Annotated in this window: 16 protein-coding genes; 10 read left to right on the top strand and 6 right to left on the bottom strand. The window is 41.3% G+C overall.

Translation table 11 applies throughout. The features are described from left to right. Positions 1–40: 40 nt before the first annotated feature. Both GSF04_RS16495 and GSF04_RS16490 read left to right on the top strand, forming a co-directional pair. Positions 41–667 carry a hypothetical protein gene (locus tag GSF04_RS16495; RefSeq protein ID WP_211857935.1) on the top strand — a complete coding sequence of 209 codons (627 nt, stop codon included), beginning with the start codon at positions 41–43 and terminating at the stop codon, positions 665–667. A gap of 32 nt (positions 668–699) precedes the next feature. After that, the gene (locus GSF04_RS16490) at positions 700–1,002 is read left to right on the top strand and encodes a hypothetical protein (protein ID WP_211857934.1); all 303 of its coding nucleotides are present in this window, start codon (positions 700–702) and stop codon (positions 1,000–1,002) included. Between the two features lie 560 nt (positions 1,003–1,562). On the opposite strand, the gene GSF04_RS16485 is transcribed toward GSF04_RS16490, so the two are convergent. Beyond that, complete coding sequence (locus GSF04_RS16485; protein WP_211857932.1) at positions 1,563–2,207, bottom strand: hypothetical protein; 645 nt, start codon at positions 2,205–2,207, stop codon at positions 1,563–1,565. Positions 2,208–2,707: 500 nt separating this feature from the next. Between GSF04_RS16485 and GSF04_RS16480 the strand changes: the two genes are divergently transcribed. The 3 genes from GSF04_RS16480 to GSF04_RS16470 all read left to right on the top strand — a co-directional run bounded on the left by GSF04_RS16480 (position 2,708) and on the right by GSF04_RS16470 (position 6,018). Continuing rightward, entirely contained in the window at positions 2,708–4,387 is a 1,680-nt protein-coding gene (locus GSF04_RS16480) for a hypothetical protein (RefSeq protein WP_211857930.1), read from the top strand. Positions 4,388–4,703: 316 nt separating this feature from the next. Continuing rightward, complete coding sequence (locus GSF04_RS16475) at positions 4,704–5,075, top strand: hypothetical protein (RefSeq protein ID WP_039497169.1); 372 nt, start codon at positions 4,704–4,706, stop codon at positions 5,073–5,075. Positions 5,076–5,247: 172 nt separating this feature from the next. Beyond that, positions 5,248–6,018 carry a hypothetical protein gene (locus tag GSF04_RS16470; protein ID WP_249122405.1) on the top strand — a complete coding sequence of 257 codons (771 nt, stop codon included), beginning with the start codon at positions 5,248–5,250 and terminating at the stop codon, positions 6,016–6,018. A 154-nt stretch (positions 6,019–6,172) separates the two neighbouring features. Here the strand turns inward: GSF04_RS16470 and GSF04_RS16465 are convergent, their stop codons facing one another. After that, on the bottom strand, positions 6,173–6,706 hold the full coding sequence (locus GSF04_RS16465) for a helix-turn-helix domain-containing protein (protein ID WP_211857928.1): 534 nt from the start codon (positions 6,704–6,706) through the stop codon (positions 6,173–6,175). Between the two features lie 82 nt (positions 6,707–6,788). Between GSF04_RS16465 and GSF04_RS16460 the strand changes: the two genes are divergently transcribed. Next, positions 6,789–8,264, top strand: a complete 1,476-nt coding sequence (locus GSF04_RS16460) for a serine hydrolase (RefSeq protein ID WP_211857926.1) — start codon at positions 6,789–6,791, stop codon at positions 8,262–8,264. 143 nt (positions 8,265–8,407) lie between these two features. Here the strand turns inward: GSF04_RS16460 and GSF04_RS16455 are convergent, their stop codons facing one another. Beyond that, on the bottom strand, positions 8,408–9,031 hold the full coding sequence (locus GSF04_RS16455; RefSeq protein ID WP_211857924.1) for a DsbA family protein: 624 nt from the start codon (positions 9,029–9,031) through the stop codon (positions 8,408–8,410). Continuing rightward, entirely contained in the window at positions 9,025–9,891 is an 867-nt protein-coding gene (locus GSF04_RS16450) for an MBL fold metallo-hydrolase (RefSeq protein WP_211857922.1), read from the bottom strand. Before GSF04_RS16450 ends, GSF04_RS16455 begins: the two co-directional genes overlap by 7 nt. A 105-nt stretch (positions 9,892–9,996) precedes the next feature. Between GSF04_RS16450 and GSF04_RS16445 the strand changes: the two genes are divergently transcribed. Both GSF04_RS16445 and GSF04_RS16440 read left to right on the top strand, forming a co-directional pair. Further along, positions 9,997–10,884 carry a LysR family transcriptional regulator gene (locus GSF04_RS16445; RefSeq protein WP_130163803.1) on the top strand — a complete coding sequence of 296 codons (888 nt, stop codon included), beginning with the start codon at positions 9,997–9,999 and terminating at the stop codon, positions 10,882–10,884. 174 nt (positions 10,885–11,058) lie between these two features. Continuing rightward, complete coding sequence (locus tag GSF04_RS16440; protein ID WP_069018636.1) at positions 11,059–11,604, top strand: hypothetical protein; 546 nt, start codon at positions 11,059–11,061, stop codon at positions 11,602–11,604. 304 nt (positions 11,605–11,908) lie between these two features. Here GSF04_RS16440 and GSF04_RS16435 read toward each other — a convergent pair whose 3' ends face one another. Beyond that, positions 11,909–12,067, bottom strand: a complete 159-nt coding sequence (locus GSF04_RS16435) for a hypothetical protein (protein WP_211857920.1) — start codon at positions 12,065–12,067, stop codon at positions 11,909–11,911. 357 nt (positions 12,068–12,424) lie between these two features. Between GSF04_RS16435 and GSF04_RS16430 the strand changes: the two genes are divergently transcribed. Further along, positions 12,425–12,937 carry a GNAT family N-acetyltransferase gene (locus GSF04_RS16430; RefSeq protein ID WP_211857918.1) on the top strand — a complete coding sequence of 171 codons (513 nt, stop codon included), beginning with the start codon at positions 12,425–12,427 and terminating at the stop codon, positions 12,935–12,937. Between the two features lie 349 nt (positions 12,938–13,286). Continuing rightward, positions 13,287–17,729 (top strand): di-heme oxidoredictase family protein, encoded by a 4,443-nt coding sequence (locus GSF04_RS16425; protein WP_211857917.1) that lies wholly within the window; start codon positions 13,287–13,289, stop codon positions 17,727–17,729. 134 nt (positions 17,730–17,863) lie between these two features. On the opposite strand, the gene GSF04_RS16420 is transcribed toward GSF04_RS16425, so the two are convergent. Then, a complete protein-coding gene (locus GSF04_RS16420) occupies positions 17,864–19,072 on the bottom strand; it encodes a porin (RefSeq protein WP_039497186.1) in 1,209 nt (402 codons plus the stop codon). Positions 19,073–19,274 lie beyond the last annotated feature (202 nt).

Genomic DNA, 19,274 nt, shown 5'->3' with positions numbered 1-19,274 from the left:
GGCTATGGGAGTAATTTGTAAGCACCAAAGGAGAGTTTCAGTGTACTACGAAAAAATTGGAGGTTTTGAGGTTAAAGCTTTCTTTGATTCTGATAAAGGGCAGTTAGTTCACAAAGTGACGTACCGTAGAAAACTCCTTAAAACCCGAGTCCTAGGTGATAGATTATCTCAAAGCTATATTGGCCATAAGTTGATCATTGCTGATTTGGCAAGTGTGTTGAGTTGGGGAAACATTGCTATGACTTTGCTTGATAGAAAGGTTCAACCACCTGAAAATAAACCAATCCTGCACAGTTTATTTGTGTCAATGCTCACGACTTACTGGAAGTGTTTCGCCGATACAAAAGGGCGACATGGAGTTCAGTTAAATAGGAAACTTGTACCTAAGCAATACATTGTTATTCATGATGAGTTACGAAGAATGAGGCATAACCTTGCGGCTCATAGTGGTGATGATCCATTTGAAAATGGCTATGTCCTTTACGTAGAAGATGTGGCTGGTAAAAGTAGATTTGAACCATTTGTTTTGCCAATTCATTGGAAAGCTTATGGAGCAGATAAAAAGATGATAAAAAATATAACTGAACTCTCGAAGCAGCTTATTGATGTGTTGGAAGGAAAGCAAGAAAAGCTACTTAAAAGAATTATGGATAGCGTGGATAAATAATAATTGAAGCTCTTGAGTTGGAGAAAGTGATAGTGACTAAATTTCATAGACATACTTTTCCGTTTGAAGGGGGGGAGCAGCTTACAACTATCGGTGCTACCTTTCTCGTTTCTTACCTTTATCATCGCTATATCGACTCTGAGCATGATAACTGGACGAAAATTAAAACAAAAGAATCTAGAATTAGTGTTATAAAAAGAAATGAGCATCACCATAAGACTTGGCTTAGGCATATTGAAAACATGAAGGCTGCTAACCTTAATCGTAATACTTTGGGTTTGCATGGCCCTGAAATTTTAGAAATGACTAAAGCTATAAAAGAGTGTTTAGGGTAACGCGGTAAGTCGTATTGTTTCTGAGTAAATGCATAATTTCTGTCGGATGGCGGCGCTGTGCGCCTTATACCGACCTACATCAAAGTGCAGGTTGGTTAAGCCGAAGACGTTACCCAACAGAGTTTCAGATTCATGCCTTGAAGTCTGTTTGTAGTGGCACGAAGCGCGTCAAGTTGATCAATACAAATGAATCGTTATGTTTTTGACTTTTCTTTTAGGGTTACTAAACTTTTACTATCATATCTTATTGTTTTAATTGCTTTTTATTTATTTAGTACACTTTCCACTATAAATTTGTAAGTCACTACAAACTCCAATATTTGTTGTGTGAAGTGTAAGTCTTATTCATAGTTACCAAAACTATACTAATTCCTTTATAAATCCAACTAAATGCTAGATCTCAGTTAACTAGATCAAATGGTACTTTCTCTACTAATCTTCTAAAACTCATTCGTACTAGTTGCTTTTGCTATCGCGAAGTGTACCACGTAGAGAGAAGCTCATCGATCGCTCAAGTTTTAATAAAGAAGATAGTTGGCCATTACCTGATTATTAGTACTTCAACTAACGGGTTTGATAGCTTTTGTTGGAGCAAATATCTCCGCTATTTTTACTGAACTATATTCAATGATCACTTCTTGCTCATTGTCAGAAGCATCAAAATAGATAACTTTGTTTCTTGGAACAATCGCTTTAACAACTATGCCTTGAATCTTATCTTTATATATTTCATGAGCAAATCGTCTAGCTGTTTCATAGTCTATAGTCCAAGACTGTGCGAAATTTTTACTTTCAAACTCGTCGGGTGATAAACCACGGTATATAGTTACTTCATCTTCAAGTTGCTCAATATCTGAGTTCGTTGGTACGTCTTCGCGTTTAATTCTGATTGGTGGTGCTCCCCACTCGACTTGCTTGGTTTTGAATAGCTCAAATACACCTCCTGAGTAAAACCGTTTTAAATTGTTAAAAAGCTCAAAAGCCCAATTACACAGTTCTGATTCTATGGGGTAAGAAGCGTACTTTTGCTGCCAAAAATCTCTAAAAGCGAATTCGGGCTGCGTTTTTGTATTGCGATTGAAGCTATCCAAAACATCTGCAAATACTCTGTAATCATCATTAAACCTTTTATATAAGCTTTCAAAGTATTCATCAGCGTCAATTCTCATTTGCTCAAGTAGGGCTTTTGATTTGTCGTTAATCATGTCGTTTGCCTTAACCTATTCTGATTAGGCGATCGCAAGATGGGCACGGTGTTTCATCAACAGAATAAGGAATATCTATACTTGAGCGTTGCCAAATATTCGTACAGTAGCCACACCTAAACCACCTTGTTTCGTATTGTTTTGGTGCGGGGTTTAGGTCAATAATATCCCTAAAAGCCCGTGTCGGTTTTCTTTTATAGCGTGGGTTTTGCTGAAATCCATAAACTGGGTCATATAACGGCTCGGTCTCTTCTGCCAATTGCTGTTGTTCCTCCCACTTACTCGTTTTTGTCCTAGAATAAGATTGTAGAGTGAATGTAAACATTGTAATAGTAATTATTTAGAGCAAATGGTAGAGGTATAAGATGGATGGAAACAAGACGATTTAAAGATAGATAATAGCCCAATAGCTCGTTGATTACGGTTGTTATGCAATCAAAAACACTTCTCAATAGTAGCTTTGGAGCAACAACAGGTGAATAGGAATTTATGGGACCATCATGAAAAAATCACTCGCAATTGTTGTTTTTATAACCGCAGTAGTTGGCATTGCTGTTTTCGTTATTGGAGATATACAAAAGAAAACATTAAAGGAAGCAATTGCCTCTGCTGTAAATGTCGAACCAAGCAAATTATTGTTAAATCTCCCTCCAAAACATGCTCGCTTTCCGGGCTCAATACTATCCCCAAGCAATTCATCATTTATGGTTTACAGCTCGGGTGATGCTGATGATGAATCTATTTTGAGAGGTGAACAATTTACTATAGAAGCAGTTGTTAACGATATGTCCAATGTTCAGGCTGGTGGAAAAAGCAGCTTGTTTAATAATGCGTTTTCTAATGATGGACAATTGGAAGTAACTCTTAATATTAAAGATGCATTTATTGCAGAATTACCAATTGGTGCATTGAAGGAGAAAATTGCAAAAAATGTTTTAGTGCAGGCGGCTATGGAAAATAATATAGAGCCAATTATTGTAAGTCGCGCGTATGTTGGTGTCGTTGAGTACGTGGTTCGCGCGCTAAATGAATCTGGTGTCAAAACGCTAGTTGATATGTCTAAAACTGGATATAAAGTTGAGAAAGCAAGACTTGGCTCATTTAACTTTTCAGATAATATTGAAGATAGAAAAGAAATATCATTTTCTATTAAGTCGCCTATCGTATTTGCCTATGAAGTGATGGAAGCAAGTTATGTTGCTACTGATTTATCTGACAAAGGTGCGTTAGTATTAAATGAATTGAGCTCTAGAAGAGTAGCAGAGATCGGTAATGAAAACCCTGTTCAAGAACGAAAAACGAACAATTCATTTGGAGTGGTTACAATTGCCAATGCACATTACGCTAACTTTCGGTCATTAGATATACCGCAATCTACAGAAGCTTCTTTTTTGATGCGGCAATTCTTTGAATCTTATGACCCAGTTTTTGTAAAGCAACTGAATAGCACCAAACAAATGCCGATCAGTGATGATAAGTTATTGGATTGGACGGTGGATCTGACACTAGAGCTTCTTGAGAATCCTGTAGAGCACCTAGTGGTATATTACACAGGGCATGCCCTTTCTTTACCTAATGGAGAAATCGTACTACTTCAAGGTAATGTAAATAAAGACTACGCGGAACGAGCTGCACAGAGCTATAGCCCTTCACTTAGTGAGTCGGGAGATGGCCTTATTCTTGTAGAGCAGCTATACAATGCGCTGTCAATGGCAAACGTACCTTTCACACTAATGATCGATGCATGTTACCCAAATGATGAGATGGCTGATGCCCTTACTAGGGTTAGCATGCTATTAGGGGATAAGGAAGGAACTGAACTTTACTATATTGGTGATAGTGCGCTGATCACAAATGAGCTGTCAGATATTGGGAAGGTCATGCGGCAAATTGGGAGCAGATTTGAGTACCGCCAACAAAACAATGCTGTGATATTTTCATCGAAACCTGGTGCCAAGTCCGTATTTAAGTCTAACCCAGTTAACCCATATGGCTTTGAGTTGCCACCACTAGCTGCACGAATATTAAAATTTAGTGACTTAGTTGATTCTAATAATAGAAAAGAAAAACTATCTAAAATTGTAAGAATGAATATAGATTCATTGAATGGTGTCGGAGAAATTAGTCTAAGTGGTTCAATTACATGGAGTAATCTTGAAACCATGATGAATTCATTGTAACAAGTAAAGCATTGTCGTGGATCATTTAGCTAATATCCAATGTAAATTTAGAACTCAATGGCCCAGAGTATATAGCATTCAATGGGACTAACAGGTCGTTGTTTCGGGCAATTTTCAGTCAGCCTATTTATGTATTTCGCGTTGTGGCATTGTTGTACAAATTTGTTATACGCTTATCATTGGGTAAAAATATGGCAAATCCCATCAGTACTTTTTGTAATGCGCTGTAATGTCCTTACTCATTTTTCGTTTCTATACTTTGTGCGCAGCTTGAGGGAAGGCCTTCAAGCACAAGTTCGAAAGAAGGAGTTTGTTTATGTCCAGTCCAGCGAATGTCACAATTAAGAATAGAACAAATCAATCAATTACTACGAAAGTCACTCGAGACTCTTGGGTTGAGGGTGATGGCAGTTCAATTGATGGTAAAGTAATCCCTCGAGGTGAACATGGCGTCTTTAAGGTGGTCGCTAAAACAGGCCACCATGGTGAGTTAGATATTGACTTTATTGGCGGAGACAGCGGTAACGTACTCGGTACTTTGGAAATTTTGAGTATTAAAGATCCTCAGGAAGGTGTAAAGAGCCTTGCAGTAAATGCTAACCAAAGCGAAATAGATGTGTCAGCAATGGGATATAGAAGTTCGCCTAATGATGACGAATTACGAAGAATTAATTTCTTAATTGTCTAGCCGTTAATATTGAAAAGAGTAAGGCAGTTTTTTGTCACCAAAATCTGGTTTGTGTAGTGAAAATATCATTGCTGACCTATACCTTAACTTCCTCATTAAAGTGGCATAGAGTTAACTTTCTCTATGCCAATATGTCTTATACAATATTTTAGTCTTTTAAAAGCGGTTACAAATGTTGTTTTCTTTTCTCCTTGAGAAAATCAGCACAAATGTTAATGTTTTCTACATTAAGTTACCACTATCAAGGACTGAAACAGTGAACACCAATTCACCACTAGTTAATTCGCAGGTCAATTTAGCCAGTAACCTAACCGCTAAAAAGGTGGCTAAGGCGCATAACATCGAACCTCAAGCACCAGAGAAGGAGATGAACGCTGCGGCATTGTCAGCCGAAAATACGCCAGTATTAACTGAAGAAGAAATCCAAAAATTAAAACAAGAAACGTTTGAGATTAGTAAACAAAATTATAAAGTGATGGCAGAGACGCAAGAGGCGTTTGCAACCACCTTAAGCGAGTTTGAAAAATTTAAAAAAGAACAAAGTAGCTTAAATCCAGGAATTGATTTGAGTTCTTTAGATTTATCGCAAGAGGAAGATGGCACACTAAAGCTCGTTGGTGGAAGTGTAGACGATAAATTGCGTGAGGATCTTGAGTCTATAATTAACGAAAACAATAAGCTAAAAAATGCCTATGAACAGGTACATGAAGGACTTGCACAAATTGTTCGATTCTCTAGTGCAGATCGGCAAGGCATCGAAGCAAAGGACCTTTATGGCAATATTAGGTTGAATGAGTTAAGTAAAAGCTTCGAAAACCAATTCCATGATACGGGCTTTGGTCAGGATTATCATACACTTGAGGACAAAGTGAATAGCCACCCAATGCTGTTTGCAATGAAAATGAACGAGGCAATATATCCTAGAATTAACATAAATGTGTAATTGAGTATTGATAGCGTGGGTAAGTCTCACATTTTGCATGACGCTCAAAAGTTGAAGATAGTGATGAGCGGACGCACACTACAATACTTAAGAGTCTAAAATATCAGAGACTGCTTGTTTAAAGTCAATCGGCAAAAATTCGTTAAAATGAAATTCACTTATAAACTATGACGTTAATAAACTTTGTAGCAGAATCTAAAGCTCTATAACCATGCTTTTGCGCAGCACTAAACTTGGTTTTCTGATCAGTTTTAAGGAGATGCCAAACACCGTCATAAAAAACTTCAAGTTGACCCTCTAGAACATGAACAAGTTCTTCGGCAACATTATCAAGCGGCTCTCTTAAGTGTTCATCATTTGGAATGAGAGAAATGACAAACACCTCGGTATTTTTGCACCCGTTAGATGAATAAACAGGAGCAAATATAGAGCCTTCTTGGTTGATAGAGTTATTCGAATTCTGCGGGTCGCTCGGATCAAGTAACACTGTGTACTCTATGCCAATACCCTGCGCCAACTTCCACAATAATTCAACTGTTGGACTAGACTCAAACCTTTCAATTTGTCCTAACATCGCCTTGGAGATGCCGGTCATGTTGGCCAATTTATCTAGGCTTAGGCCTCTCTCTTTTCTGATGTCTTTTAATCTAACACCTAGGTTTTTGGAAATTTCCGATTTAACTTTCATTATGTTGTGCGTTATTGCGTACAGTGATATTGTGTACACTATAACGCACAATGCAGCACTTATCTATTCAGAAGGGAATTACATGCCTAGTAAAACTTTTGTTTGCTTCGTTTATTTACTTTGTTTCATCAGCTCTGTCAGTGTAGCGTCAGAATATACGCCTTTAGACAACTTTATCGTTAAAGCTAAATCCTTGACTAAGTCGGCTTCAGGCACATCCGTTTTATTGATTAAAGATGGTCAAATTACTCACGAAGTTCACGTTGGTATGGCGAATGTTGAAAAGCAGATCCCTGTCGATACAAATTCGGTTTACTATTTCGCCTCGACAACTAAAGCGATAATGGGGCTGGCGACATTACAGGCTGAAAAAGAAGGTTTGCTTTCTAAGGACTCTACTTTGAGGCAGTTATTTCCAAACGTTAAGTTTTCTTTTATCAATCCTGACAACTACTCAGTCAGAGATTTATTGTCTCATCGCTCCGGGTTAACAAATGACGCGATGACATGGACTTTTTCTTACACTGGAAACCATGACAAAAAGCAACGACTTCATTTTGTTTCCTCGCTAAAACCGCACCCGAAAATTAAAAAAGGTAAGTTTGGTTACACAAACCTTGGATACAATCTTTTAGCAATATGGTTTGACGAGAACTATGAAGGGGGATGGACAAATGCGATTAAAGAGCTAGTGCTTTTACCTGCAGGAATGAAAAATTCAACAGCAGATGTTGACCAAGCGAGATTGCAAAATTGGCCTATTCCAAGCCCATATTCATATAAATTTCGAAGTGGTCAATCTGAGATTTATATGAATAAAAACAATGCGACTTTGTATTCAGTGGGTATCTTTGCCAGACCAAATGATTGGGGTAAGTTGATAACCCACTTGCTACCAATAAATGCAGAGCGCTCAGCGTTTCCCAAGTCGGTTGTAAGAGCGTCTCAACAACTACTAGTCAGTGATATCGATAGCTATTTTTCCGGCTATGGATGGGGATGGATGCACTCAAAAGTCGCTGGTGAAAGTGTGTTAATGCACACAGGGGGATTTGATGGCGCTTCTGTTCAAGTATCTTACGCTCCCGAAAAAAACCTTGGTGTCGTTGTTGTTCATAACGAAAGTGGGCTCATTGCAAATGAGTTAAATGGCAGAATAACTGAAATCGCTTATAAAATGTTAACTAATCAAGATGTGAGTAAGCTTATTGAATTCCATCAAGAGGAGATGACTGATCTTGCTGTTTATGTCGAGAAAGCAAAGGCAGAAATTGCCGCTAAAAGAGAAGACTTGTCAAAACGCCGGAGCATATCACCTTCGCTTAAGTCATTACTTGAAGGTGTATACGAAAACACGGATGTTGGACGGTTGACCATTAAACAGAGAGACAGCGATTTACATCTTGCTTGGGGGAATTTACAGAGCAAGATTTACAGTGGACAAGCAGATAATGAATTTATAGTAGAACTTAGACCGGGTAAGTTCTACGAACTAACCGCTGATAAAAGCATGTCCGTTATCGAATTAAAGGATTGGCAATTCCAAAAAGTTAGGTAATTCAGAGGCAAGGTTGGTTGCAATCTAAATGCAAATTGGTGTGACAACGTCGAAGTTGTGTAGCGGATATGCCGACGGCCCCTTTTGGGGCTCGCATTAGCGTAACAGCAGATCCAATTTCAATTCAAAAGCTTGTCATAGAACTAGTGTATATAGTCATCAATTAGCTGGCGCCAAGCATCGGGCTTACCGTAATAGGCAGTATGCGGAAGCTTTATCTGTTTCTCATGCTTTTCAAGGATAAGGGTGGGGTAGCCAGTAACTTGAAGCTTTTGCATTAATAGACGGCTTTGCACGATTTTTGTTTGCTCAGCACCTTGATTTGCCAGCATAGCTCGTTGCCAGTGGTTTTTATCTAGCCCAAGCTCAACGGCTAGCTCCTCTATAGCCTCAGCTCGGTTAACCTGTTTGCCCTCTACATAGTGTGCGTGCTGAATAGTTTTAAGCATGTTAAGTGGCGCTATGCCCAATTGCTCAGCGGTTATGATGGCACGAGCGGTGATGTATGAGTCAAGGATCATCGACTCGTTACTATTCACCCTTTGGATGTAACCTTTGCCAAACTGCGCGCCTGTTATGCTGGCTATACGCGCATCGCTTGTGAGAATGTGGTTGCCGAACGCTTTCTCTATAGATTGGTTGGCAATCATACCTCCAGGATGCAGCTCAAGCTTGAGGTCACTGTTGGCTGCAATCGCATCCAACAGTGAAGTCGCACCGTAACACCAGCCACACATGGGGTCGAAGAAGTAGTGCACTTTTACCATTTCATCTCTCCCATATGTACCTTAGCACCAATACCCAACGCCATCGGTAATCCTGCATCAGGGTAGCGTGCAGACATACTATCAATCAGTTCGGCGCTATTTTTACTGCTGTTTTTTGCCTTACTAAAGTCGCCTAAATACTGCTGCGAGTAGCTTATGGTACTTGCATCAAGTTTGGTGCCTGCTTTCATGTGACCAGGTATTACAACCTCTGGCTTGAGTGCTTTTAACTCTTTTAATTGGCGACTCCACGCTTGTTGACTGCGTTGGGATTGCGCATCGGCCATCCATAAGTGCACATTACCGTAGACTGCAACATTGCCCAGAACCGCTTTACTTGATGGGATCCATAAGTAGGGGCGGTGTGCCAGCTCAGATTGCGTGCCATGGATCTCTATTTTGTGCCCATCTACAAAGAGTGTATCACCTTCTACAACCGTTGGAATGTAAGGTTTTACAGGAGCATTCGCGCCCATTTTTGGTGTCCAAAATGCTAATTTACCCGCGAGCTTTTCTTCAATCACCGCTTTTACGGCCGCTGTGGTTAGGATATTAGCTTCTGGGAACAAAGTGTGTAGCACTTCCGCGCCAAAATAATAGTCCGGATCAGCTTGGCTGATAAAAATCGTCTTTAGGGTTTTGCCGCTGTCGAGTACTTTGGCTGCTATGCGTAGAGCATCCGCTTTGGTAAAACCTGTATCTACGACCATCACTTCACTCTCACCAATCACCAGTGTTGAGTTAACGTGGAAGCTGTTTTTGTCAGCGTTATAAACATCCAGTGTAAGTGGGGCGGTGTTTGCTGCCATCGCATTGCTCGCTAATAAAATCGATGCTGCTATCAACGTTAGGTATTTCATATCTTTTGCCTCAATAGGTTTAGTACGGAGCAGATGATATGAAATTGATAGGCTCAGAAAAACATGCCAAACTAAACATCATTGTTTCATAAATCGAGCAAATAAATGGATAGACTCATCGCTGCTAGGGTCTTTGCCGACGTTGCAATCACGGGTAGCTTTACCGCGACGGCTGACAGGCTAGATATGTCTCGCCCTATGGTAACTCGATACATTGAAGCAATGGAGAGCTGGCTAAACATTCGTTTATTACATCGCACCACGAGAAGAGTGTCTTTAACTACAGCTGGGGAGTCCTGCTTGGAAGAAGTGAGACAGTGGCTGAGGCAAGCCGACACCATAACCGGCTTGGCGAATACCAGCGGCAAACTGTCTGGTTCGGTTCGACTAGCAACCAGTATGTCTTTTGGCTTTTCTCAACTTGTGCCCGCTATTCAACAGTTTATGTCAGCACATCCTGACGTAAATATTGACATTGATTTGCAAGATTCTGTGGCCGATCTCACTGAAAGTCAGATAGATCTTGCTATTCGTATTGCCTCTGCACCGGACCCTTCTTTGATTGGTAAATCAATTGCAGTATGTAGCTCAGTTATCGTGGCGTCGCCGCAATACCTTGCGAATACAAGTGAAATCAAAAAGCCAGATGATCTAGCTGAGCACTTGTGCCTCGGGTATAAGAACTTTCAGCAGCATATCTGGCATTTGCGCAAAGGTAACTCACAACAGTCGGTAGCCGTAAACTGCCGTTTAACTGCGAACGAAGCAACGGCCTTATTGCACGCAGCGTTAAATGGCGCTGGTCTGGCAATTCAACCCACTTATTTGGTTAACCGCTACATCAAATCTGGCGAGCTTAAGCAGGTATTGCCTGATTGGAAGCCAAGCGATATGAATATATATGTGCTCTATTCTTCGAGAAAGTATATGTCTCCAACCGTGAGGGCATTGATAGACTATTTGTCTCACTATTTTGCCAGCACGCCATGGTGAAGTGTTGTACGGGATTACCACGGGCTTCTATATGGCAATTAACGTTGAAATAAGCACTCTCTCAAATTTGATAACGCGCTACACTGAAAACAGCGATTTGTTTCGTTTATGTGCTCTGCCATTACTCTGCTAAGATAAATTAACATTACACGGTGTTAATTGTGAGGTTTAGGAATGAGCCGAGGAAGAATTTTAGAAATATTAAACCAGCCTTTTGTACTTTGGTTTTTGTCCTCTGTAGTGATCGGTTTTGTATCTTGGCAATATGCTGAGATTCAGAAAAGTTCCGCTGAAGAAAAAGTTCAAAAGCAGACCCTGCGAAAAGCAAATCTTGAACTCAATCTACTTCTTCAAGATATTAAATTTGGTGCTGAACAAGGTGAAAATATTAACATTAGTCATTTAAGTGGAATATTACTCAAGATGCAGTACAACGCAGTTCATCCCGGTAATCAATTATATTTTCCTTCTCTGCAAAATGTGATGTTAGAGATTGATTCGAGATCAGGAACTGATGGACTGGAGAAATTCCAAGTCAGAGTGTTTGACCACCTTAAGATAATATCAAATTCAATAAATAGGATAGTGACCCCATACTTGCCGGCAAACCGACCTATTTGGTCTTCTCTCACAGATCAAGAAAAGAGTAATCTACAAAGCCTATCCTTACTCACCGAAGAAGTTGGTGTGTATTATAAAAAGGCAGCGACCACTAAGTAGCCTGAAAATGAAGAGCTTGGGACGGATGAATGAACTTAGAATATTTACTGGCTCCCCATTAGTTCAGAAAATTAAAAATCCAAGTTAAACATAACTATTATTCTGGTTATTCTCACGAGTTCAGCTTTGATGACTGTGTTCGCTATCAGTGCTCCTTGGGCATTAAAGGCTTTTATAGTTATTCGAAGCAGGAAATATGCGAATAACAATAGCTAATATTCCGATCCATAACTCTCAGTTATCGCTATTTCTCAATTACTTTTTACTTAAAACTAAGCCCAGCTAGTTGCTGGGCTTGGCATACTTAGCAGATATAAACCGTTGGGCAAAATTCAGGAGTGGTATAGCATGCGCCGTAGTCTTTACTGTAAGCGCCGGTTCCGCCTGCTATTTCTTTCGTTTGTTTAGAATCTAGCGCTTTATTTGCGTTAAGGTTTTTTAATTTTACTTTTTTCAGTTTCATGTTGTATCCAGTTATTTTTTATCTTTGATTATTCGGTAATGTAGATAAATACCTATTTCTAAGTACTTATCTGTTAAATAATCTGTTTAATTTTTCAACATATTTCAAGCGGGGATGGCAAATAACTTCAGTAGATCTTTTAGTTGTTTGTTTTTTAAGTTGTTTATTATATTGAATTTTTATCAAGTAAATAAAAATGACAGCGCTAGACTTTTGTGCATGTCAATCTTGTTGATTGTGCAACCTATATCCAATCAATTGTTGCAGCAAATAGCTGCGTACGCCTTACACATTAAAAGAGGCAATGCTAGTATCCTAGTTAGGATAACAATCGAGTTGATAAAAAGTAGGAAGCTAATGGCATTATCATTTCAGACCTTAAGGTTGCACATTATTGAGGTTAACGACGATCTTCCAGCACTCGATCGTGAACGGCTGATAGAGCAAATTCCCCATGTCCTGAGTTCTAATGTAGTTGAAAACCTTCCCCCTTATTTTCATGGTATTGACTCAACAAAACAGGCCGAAAACTGGTTTCAGCGTATGTGTTCAGAGAGCCGCTTACTACAAGTTAAGCTTGGGCAGCATGAGACAATTGGCTTTTTGTTTGTTTACGTTGAAAACGAAAGTGATGCGCATATCGGTTACTTATTGGCTGAAAAGCACTGGGGCAAAGGTTACGCCAGTGAATTGCTGCAAGGGTTTATCCATGCAGTTACCAATGTAGAGCTTTGGAGTACCCTCATTGCGGGAGTGGAGCAATCCAACCATGCGTCCATTCAGTTGCTCAAAAAGCTTGGGTTTTCACAGCAAGTGCATGATGAAAACAGTCCACTTTTCTTTGAATATGAGATCCATCGTGTCTGTTGACCTCAGCGGTTTGACTTTTATTTCCCTGAGTGTGCTTTGGTCACAGCGCTCGATTTGTCGTTAGTCCATCAATTGATAAAAGTAAAAAATATAACAATTGTTGTTATTTTCTTGTTAATGTAAGCGCTTACATGTTAGGTTTAACATTCAACATACGATTACACCGCGCTGAAAGGTGTGTAGTAAAGCTTGTGTGTTTGAAAAGCGCTATATTTTTCAATTGTTCGGGGTTGTTATGGATTGAAATGTAAGCGCTTTCATTTCTGCGGTTTATGAAGTGATTAAAAGGATCCGTGTTTTAGTGGTTGATCACTAAAGCAGTTTTATACATTACATTTGGAGACATAAAGTGAAAACGAGTAGCAAGTTAATCGCAAAGCTCGCAAACATTAGCGTTATCAGTCTAATTGTTTGTGCGTCTTCGCAAAGTAACGCGGCTGTGGGGAATTTACTTTGGGAAGATAATTTTAATAATTTAGATACCAACACATGGAACATAGATGTCGGGGATGGTTGTGACCAAGGAATATGTGGTTGGGGTAATCAAGAATTACAGTGGTACAGTGAAAATAATGTCTATATTAGCGACATTGTAGGCGAGGCGGGAAACAAAGGCCTTGTTCTTGAAGCAAAAAATCAAGCGATAGGCGGAAAGGCATTTACCTCAGGTAAGATCCAGAGTAAGAATAAGCTTGCTGTGCAATATGGCATGATAGAGATCAGAATGAAGGTATCTGATGTCGATACGGGGCTTTGGCCTGCACTTTGGATGCTAGGGACGAGTACAGCTAGCTGGCCGGCAAAAGGCGAAATCGACATCATGGAGATGGGCCAATCTCAAGCCGCTCGTAATGATGCAGGCTTTCCCGGTGCGCCAAGCAATAACTATACAGGTTCAAACTTAATTTTTTATGCAGATGCCGCCTGCAATGAAGGTAATCCAAACTGTGCAGCAAGTGTGGCATACAAAACCGATAATGCACATTTGTCCTCAACCCCCCTAACCAACCGCTTTGTTATCTATCGTACTTATTGGACCGAAGAAACGATCCGTTTCACAGTTGAGGATAATGGGGTCGAATATGATATGTTCGATAGCCCGTTTGCCATTAGTGAAGAGTCAAATGAATTCAACGCGCCATTTTATCTATTGATGAATTTGGCTGTCGGCGGGTTATTTACGGACGCGCTTAGCAATGAACAGGTGAGCGCGCCACTTCCTGGGAAAATGGTGGTGGATTATGTGCGTATTTATGAGCTAGATGGTCAAGGTGAAGTGTTCAGCGGCAATGTCACTGCGCCCGAAGTTGGCACCTTTGGCGTTTTTAGTGAGGGGCCAAGCGATAATCAGTTAGTGCCGGGAAGCAACGCGGATATTTATGTGTGGAACCAAAACTCACTCACTCAGGGTAATACCCCTGCCTATGAAGGCAACGAGGTGATTGCATGGCAGTATTCGCCAGCGCAGTGGTTTGGAGCCGGTATTCAAAGCCGTCAAGCACGAGACATGAGCAACTTTAGGGATGGTTATTTAAATTTTAAGATTAAAATTCCTGCGGATGTGAGTTTCAGAATTGGCATCGCTGACACTTATACTAATGAGAATTGGATCACATTCCCCGCGAACACCAATCAGTATGGCCTTGTTCGTGATGGTCAATGGGGTGAAGTACGTATTCCGATCACTGAGTTAGCGGGTAGCTTAGTGGCATTACAATCAATTAAAAATCACTTCAATATTGTCTCTGTCGCTGGGCAAGAACCTAACTATTCTTTTCAAATGGCAATTGACGATATTACCTGGACAGGGGGCGGTAGTGCGCCTGTCGATAGCGATCAAGATGGTGTTGAGGATAGCCTCGATCAGTGCCCAAATACTCAACCAAATGAAGAAGTTGATGCGGATGGCTGTCCACTGAATAATTTACCCGATGGATTGGAACAGGTCTCTCTGGATACCTTAACTTTCTATGTCAACACTACCGGTTGGGCGGATGTTCATTATCGAGTCAACGGCGGTATGCAGCAAAATGTCCGCATGCAAGTGATTAATGGTCGCAATGAGCTGACAATATCTGGGCTAGCAGTGGGGGATGTGGTTAGTTTTTGGTTTACTTACCTACAGGAGGACGGAACGGTCGTAGATACCGCAGAGCAGGCCTATATACTTTCAGAATCCTCAGCTGGTAACGATAGCGATGGTGATGGCGTCAATGATGGTATCGATCAGTGCCCAGATACGCCTGTAGGGGATGTGGTAAACTCCGATGGATGTAGCATTTTAATCACTGAACAACTTCGTATCGAAGCGGAAGACTACAGCAACTATTTTGATAATGATGCAGGCAATACAGGTGGCGAATATCGCAATGATGATGTTGATATTGAGCTGACCAGCGACAACGGCGGTGGTTACAACGTAGGTTGGACGTCGGCGGGAGAGTGGCTCGAATATCAGGCTAATTTAGGCGCGGGAAGCTATAACTTGACTGCACGCGTTGCCTCCCAAGTTGGTAATGGAGCATATAATGTTGTTGTTAATGGTAATCTAGTTGCCAGTACCGTTGTGCCTGCTACGGGTGGCTGGCAAACCTTTATTAGTCAAAATATTGCGTCGATTACGTTAAATGAGGGCGTGCATACCGTTCGTGTTGAAATGGCGGGCGGCGAGTTAAATCTAAACTGGCTTGAGTTCAATATCGCTGGTTCATCTAACAATGATAGCGATAACGATGGTGTACCAGATAATCTAGATCAATGTCCCAATACACCTACTGGCCGCCAAGTTGACAGCCAAGGTTGTGAGATCAGCTTTGGCACTATTGTGCCACTTTATGATGCAACAACACCTTTAGAGCAAGCTGTGAGTTATGACCGTGGAGATGCGCTAATTACGCGTTTTGCTGATCGCGGCCGAGACCGCCATGCAAAAGAAGATCAGTTTCAAATCTATGATCACTATTTATCGCATTATTGGACGCATCGAACTGCGCAATTTGAAATCGCTGATTTTGTAGCTAAAGGCGGCTCACGCATTGAAGTGACCTTTATTACAGAATGGAAACTCGGTGCGCGCGAATTTCGTGCTTGGTATCGTGGGTTAGGCACAGTTGCTGAGTACCACGGTAATTACTTTGGTGGCGGTGCGGTCGTTGAGCTTGATAACGGCAGTTATGATACGAACTTTAATAAGATAAGTGATTCTGGTGATCAATATCGTTATAGAGTGATCATTGATGACTACAGACCGCTAAATTGGGACCCTGCGGCAGGCTTTTTGCCTCTTGAAGTTGGTCAGCGCATGGAGTTTGAAGTTAGCCAGTTTCTTGATGCGCCACCAGAAGGACGAGAAAATTATTATGGTACAACGTATTTATACATGGTAGGTGAAGGGCTTGTCCCATGGAAAACCGTTGGCGACTTTGCTGATCCATCATCACAACGCGAAGATTCTTACCCGATTGCAGAAGCGGGGTGGTTGGGAGGCAAAACCACATTGCCATACAATTACACCAATGAGCCTGATAATCACTTTATGCAAATGGCGACCAATTTATCGAGCCAAAATGGACAGGCATTTGTTCAGGGGCGGCGTGTTCACCACAGTAGTTTTGTTAATGGTGAGCACGATGAACGCAACGGAGAAAATGGCGTGTTTAGTGCGGTGGTTGGAAAGTCAGGCCCACACTATATCAACGACAGTTGCGCAGCTTGCCATGTTCGCAATGGTCGTGCGGCGCCACCCGCTATTGGTGGCTCATTGGCAAAATGGGTGTTTAAAGTGGCCGATATCAATGGCAACACCCATCCCTTATTGGGGAATGTGTTACAGCCTAAAAACACAGGCATAGATACCGAGACGCAAGGCGAGGGAGATGTAACGATTGCTTCGTGGACTGAAAATAATGGTTTGCGTTCACCCAATTACCAATTTAATAAAACCACTCCAGCACGCTACTCAGCCCGTATCGCGCCTCAGCTGGTGGGCTTGGGCTTACTTGAAGCGATACCAGAGAGTGCGGTGTTAGCCTTGGCGGATGAAAACGACAGTAACGGCGACGGTATTTCGGGCAAAGTGCAGCGCGTGAACGATCCTATTACCGGTCAAACACGATTGGGACGCTTTGGCTACAAAGCTGCGGCGGCATCAATTAAACACCAAGTCGCTAGTGCATTTAATACGGATATGGGAGTAACCAACTCGGTATTTCAAAATCCTGACTGTGGGGCATCACAATCAAGCTGCGGAGGTGGCGGTGTAGAAGTGTCTGATCAACATCTCACTGCGTTAAGCAAATATATCGCTTTATTGGGTGTAAGAGCGCAGCGTGGGCTTGACGACCCTGAGGTGCAATTAGGAAAGGCACGCTTTACCTCAATTGGCTGTGAAGGTTGCCATACAGCAACATTTGAAACCAGTGAGTATCATCCATTTGCGGAGTTACGTGCGCAAACGATCCATCCGTATACCGATTTATTACTGCATGATATGGGCCCAGGTCTTGCGGATAACTTAGGTGAAGGCATCGCGAGCGGTGCTGAGTGGCGAACAGCGCCATTATGGGGGATTGGATTGTCTGCTTGTGTGACAGGTGGTGTTGATAATGTGTTAGGTGGGCAAGGCAATGAGTTTTGTAGCGCTGAGCCAAGCTATCTGCACGATGGTCGTGCGCGAACGATTGAAGAAGCCATTTTATGGCATGATGGTGAAGCACAAGCGGCGAGGGTCGCTTACGAAAGCTTGTCGGCAAATGATAAATCAGCCGTGTTGGCATTTTTAAACTCACTGTAAATTTGTAAGTTTTCAATATCGTATATTTTGGCCAGATACAGCCACGGGCAGAATGTTGAAATCAATTAGTGCATCAAAGCTCATGAAAGTCATGAGCTTTGATGCACTTGAAGTTATTATTACAGTGCTTAGTCTTAAAGCGTGTAATGGAAACCGATGGCGATACCGTCATCTTCGGTTTGTGACATTTGTGCTTCTTGCGCGGCATCGGCGCTTGAGAAGTCACTAAAGTCCTTACGCGCTTCAATGTACAAAATGGTGTCTTCAGACATAAAGTAGTGTGCGCCTATCACGGCAAACTGACGCTTAAAAACATCATTAGGATCAGCATTAAAATTTGGTTGGATCACATAGTCATCGCCCGCATCAAATACGTTGTAAGCGATAAATGTACGCACGTCATTGTCAAAACGGTAGCTAACAAGCGACTCTAATCCAACGGCATCTTTGATTAAGCGGCCTAGGTTATCGGTATCGTGGTTTTCGTTTTTATTGATGTTTGCAGCTGCATACCAACCTGGCTTATAGAAATCGCCGTAGGTAATACCGACACCATAAATTAAATCTTTAACCGATTGATTTCGACCAGCAGCATACACAATATCAAACTCGCCGCGGTTAACACCGGCTGTGAGGGTTAAGTTTTCGGTTGCTGCATAGGTGAGTGAAGCGCCGTAGGTTGAATTAAACTCTACCATTTGTGCTGCACTATCCCCTTGATTAAATAGGGTTTCACATGAGCTGCTGGAAATATCAACGACGTCACAAGTATAAAAATCATCAGATTTTAGCTGAGCTTGTACCGCAAAGCTCAGCTTGCCAAATTGATTACGGTATTGCAGCACTTTATCACCACGACCAGTACCATTGATCGCGCCGTCGTCTTTGTTATAGGTGTAAACACCTGCGGCATTACCATCCCAAACTAGGCTGTAGTTGGTGCTGTATACCACGTCGTACCAAGCGCCCCATTGTTTTCCTAGGGTAACTTGGCCGTATTCATCGTGCTTAATACCAACATAACCTAATCGGTTATATAAAAACTCGTCTTGTATTGATTCGAAGCGGTTGCTGTAAACAATATCACTACTACCAACAGGGTTTACACCCCATTCAAGTAGTGCGAAAGCCTGCCAGTTGTTTTTCAATTGGCGTTTAAAGTCAAAGTTAATACGCGATGCGCCGTTTACCAACTCAGTCTCGCCTTGAGTGTTAATAACTCGAGCATCGATAAAGCCGCCAATCGTGACACTATTCTTTTCATCTTTGAATATCTCGATAGCGTTTACTGTTGGAATAGTAGTCACGCTAGCGATAAGAGTGGCAGCAAGTGTTCTTTTCATGAATTACCTTGTTTCAATGTTGTTGCTAAATAGGGTTAAATTAGCTAAAAAATGGAGATTATCAAAGCTAAAATACAGGCAAAAGTGAAAAAATATCAAGAAAATAACGTGGTTTTTGGTAAATTTATTCATTTCCTGTTCATTGAGTCTAAATATCAATGAGTTAGGGAAGGCTGCGTTCAGAGATTATTGATTGATTTTA

This window comes from Pseudoalteromonas sp. A22, assembly GCF_018141345.1.
Lineage (GTDB): Bacteria > Pseudomonadota > Gammaproteobacteria > Enterobacterales > Alteromonadaceae > Pseudoalteromonas > Pseudoalteromonas maricaloris.
This window is presented reverse-complemented; position numbering and strand designations above follow the sequence as displayed.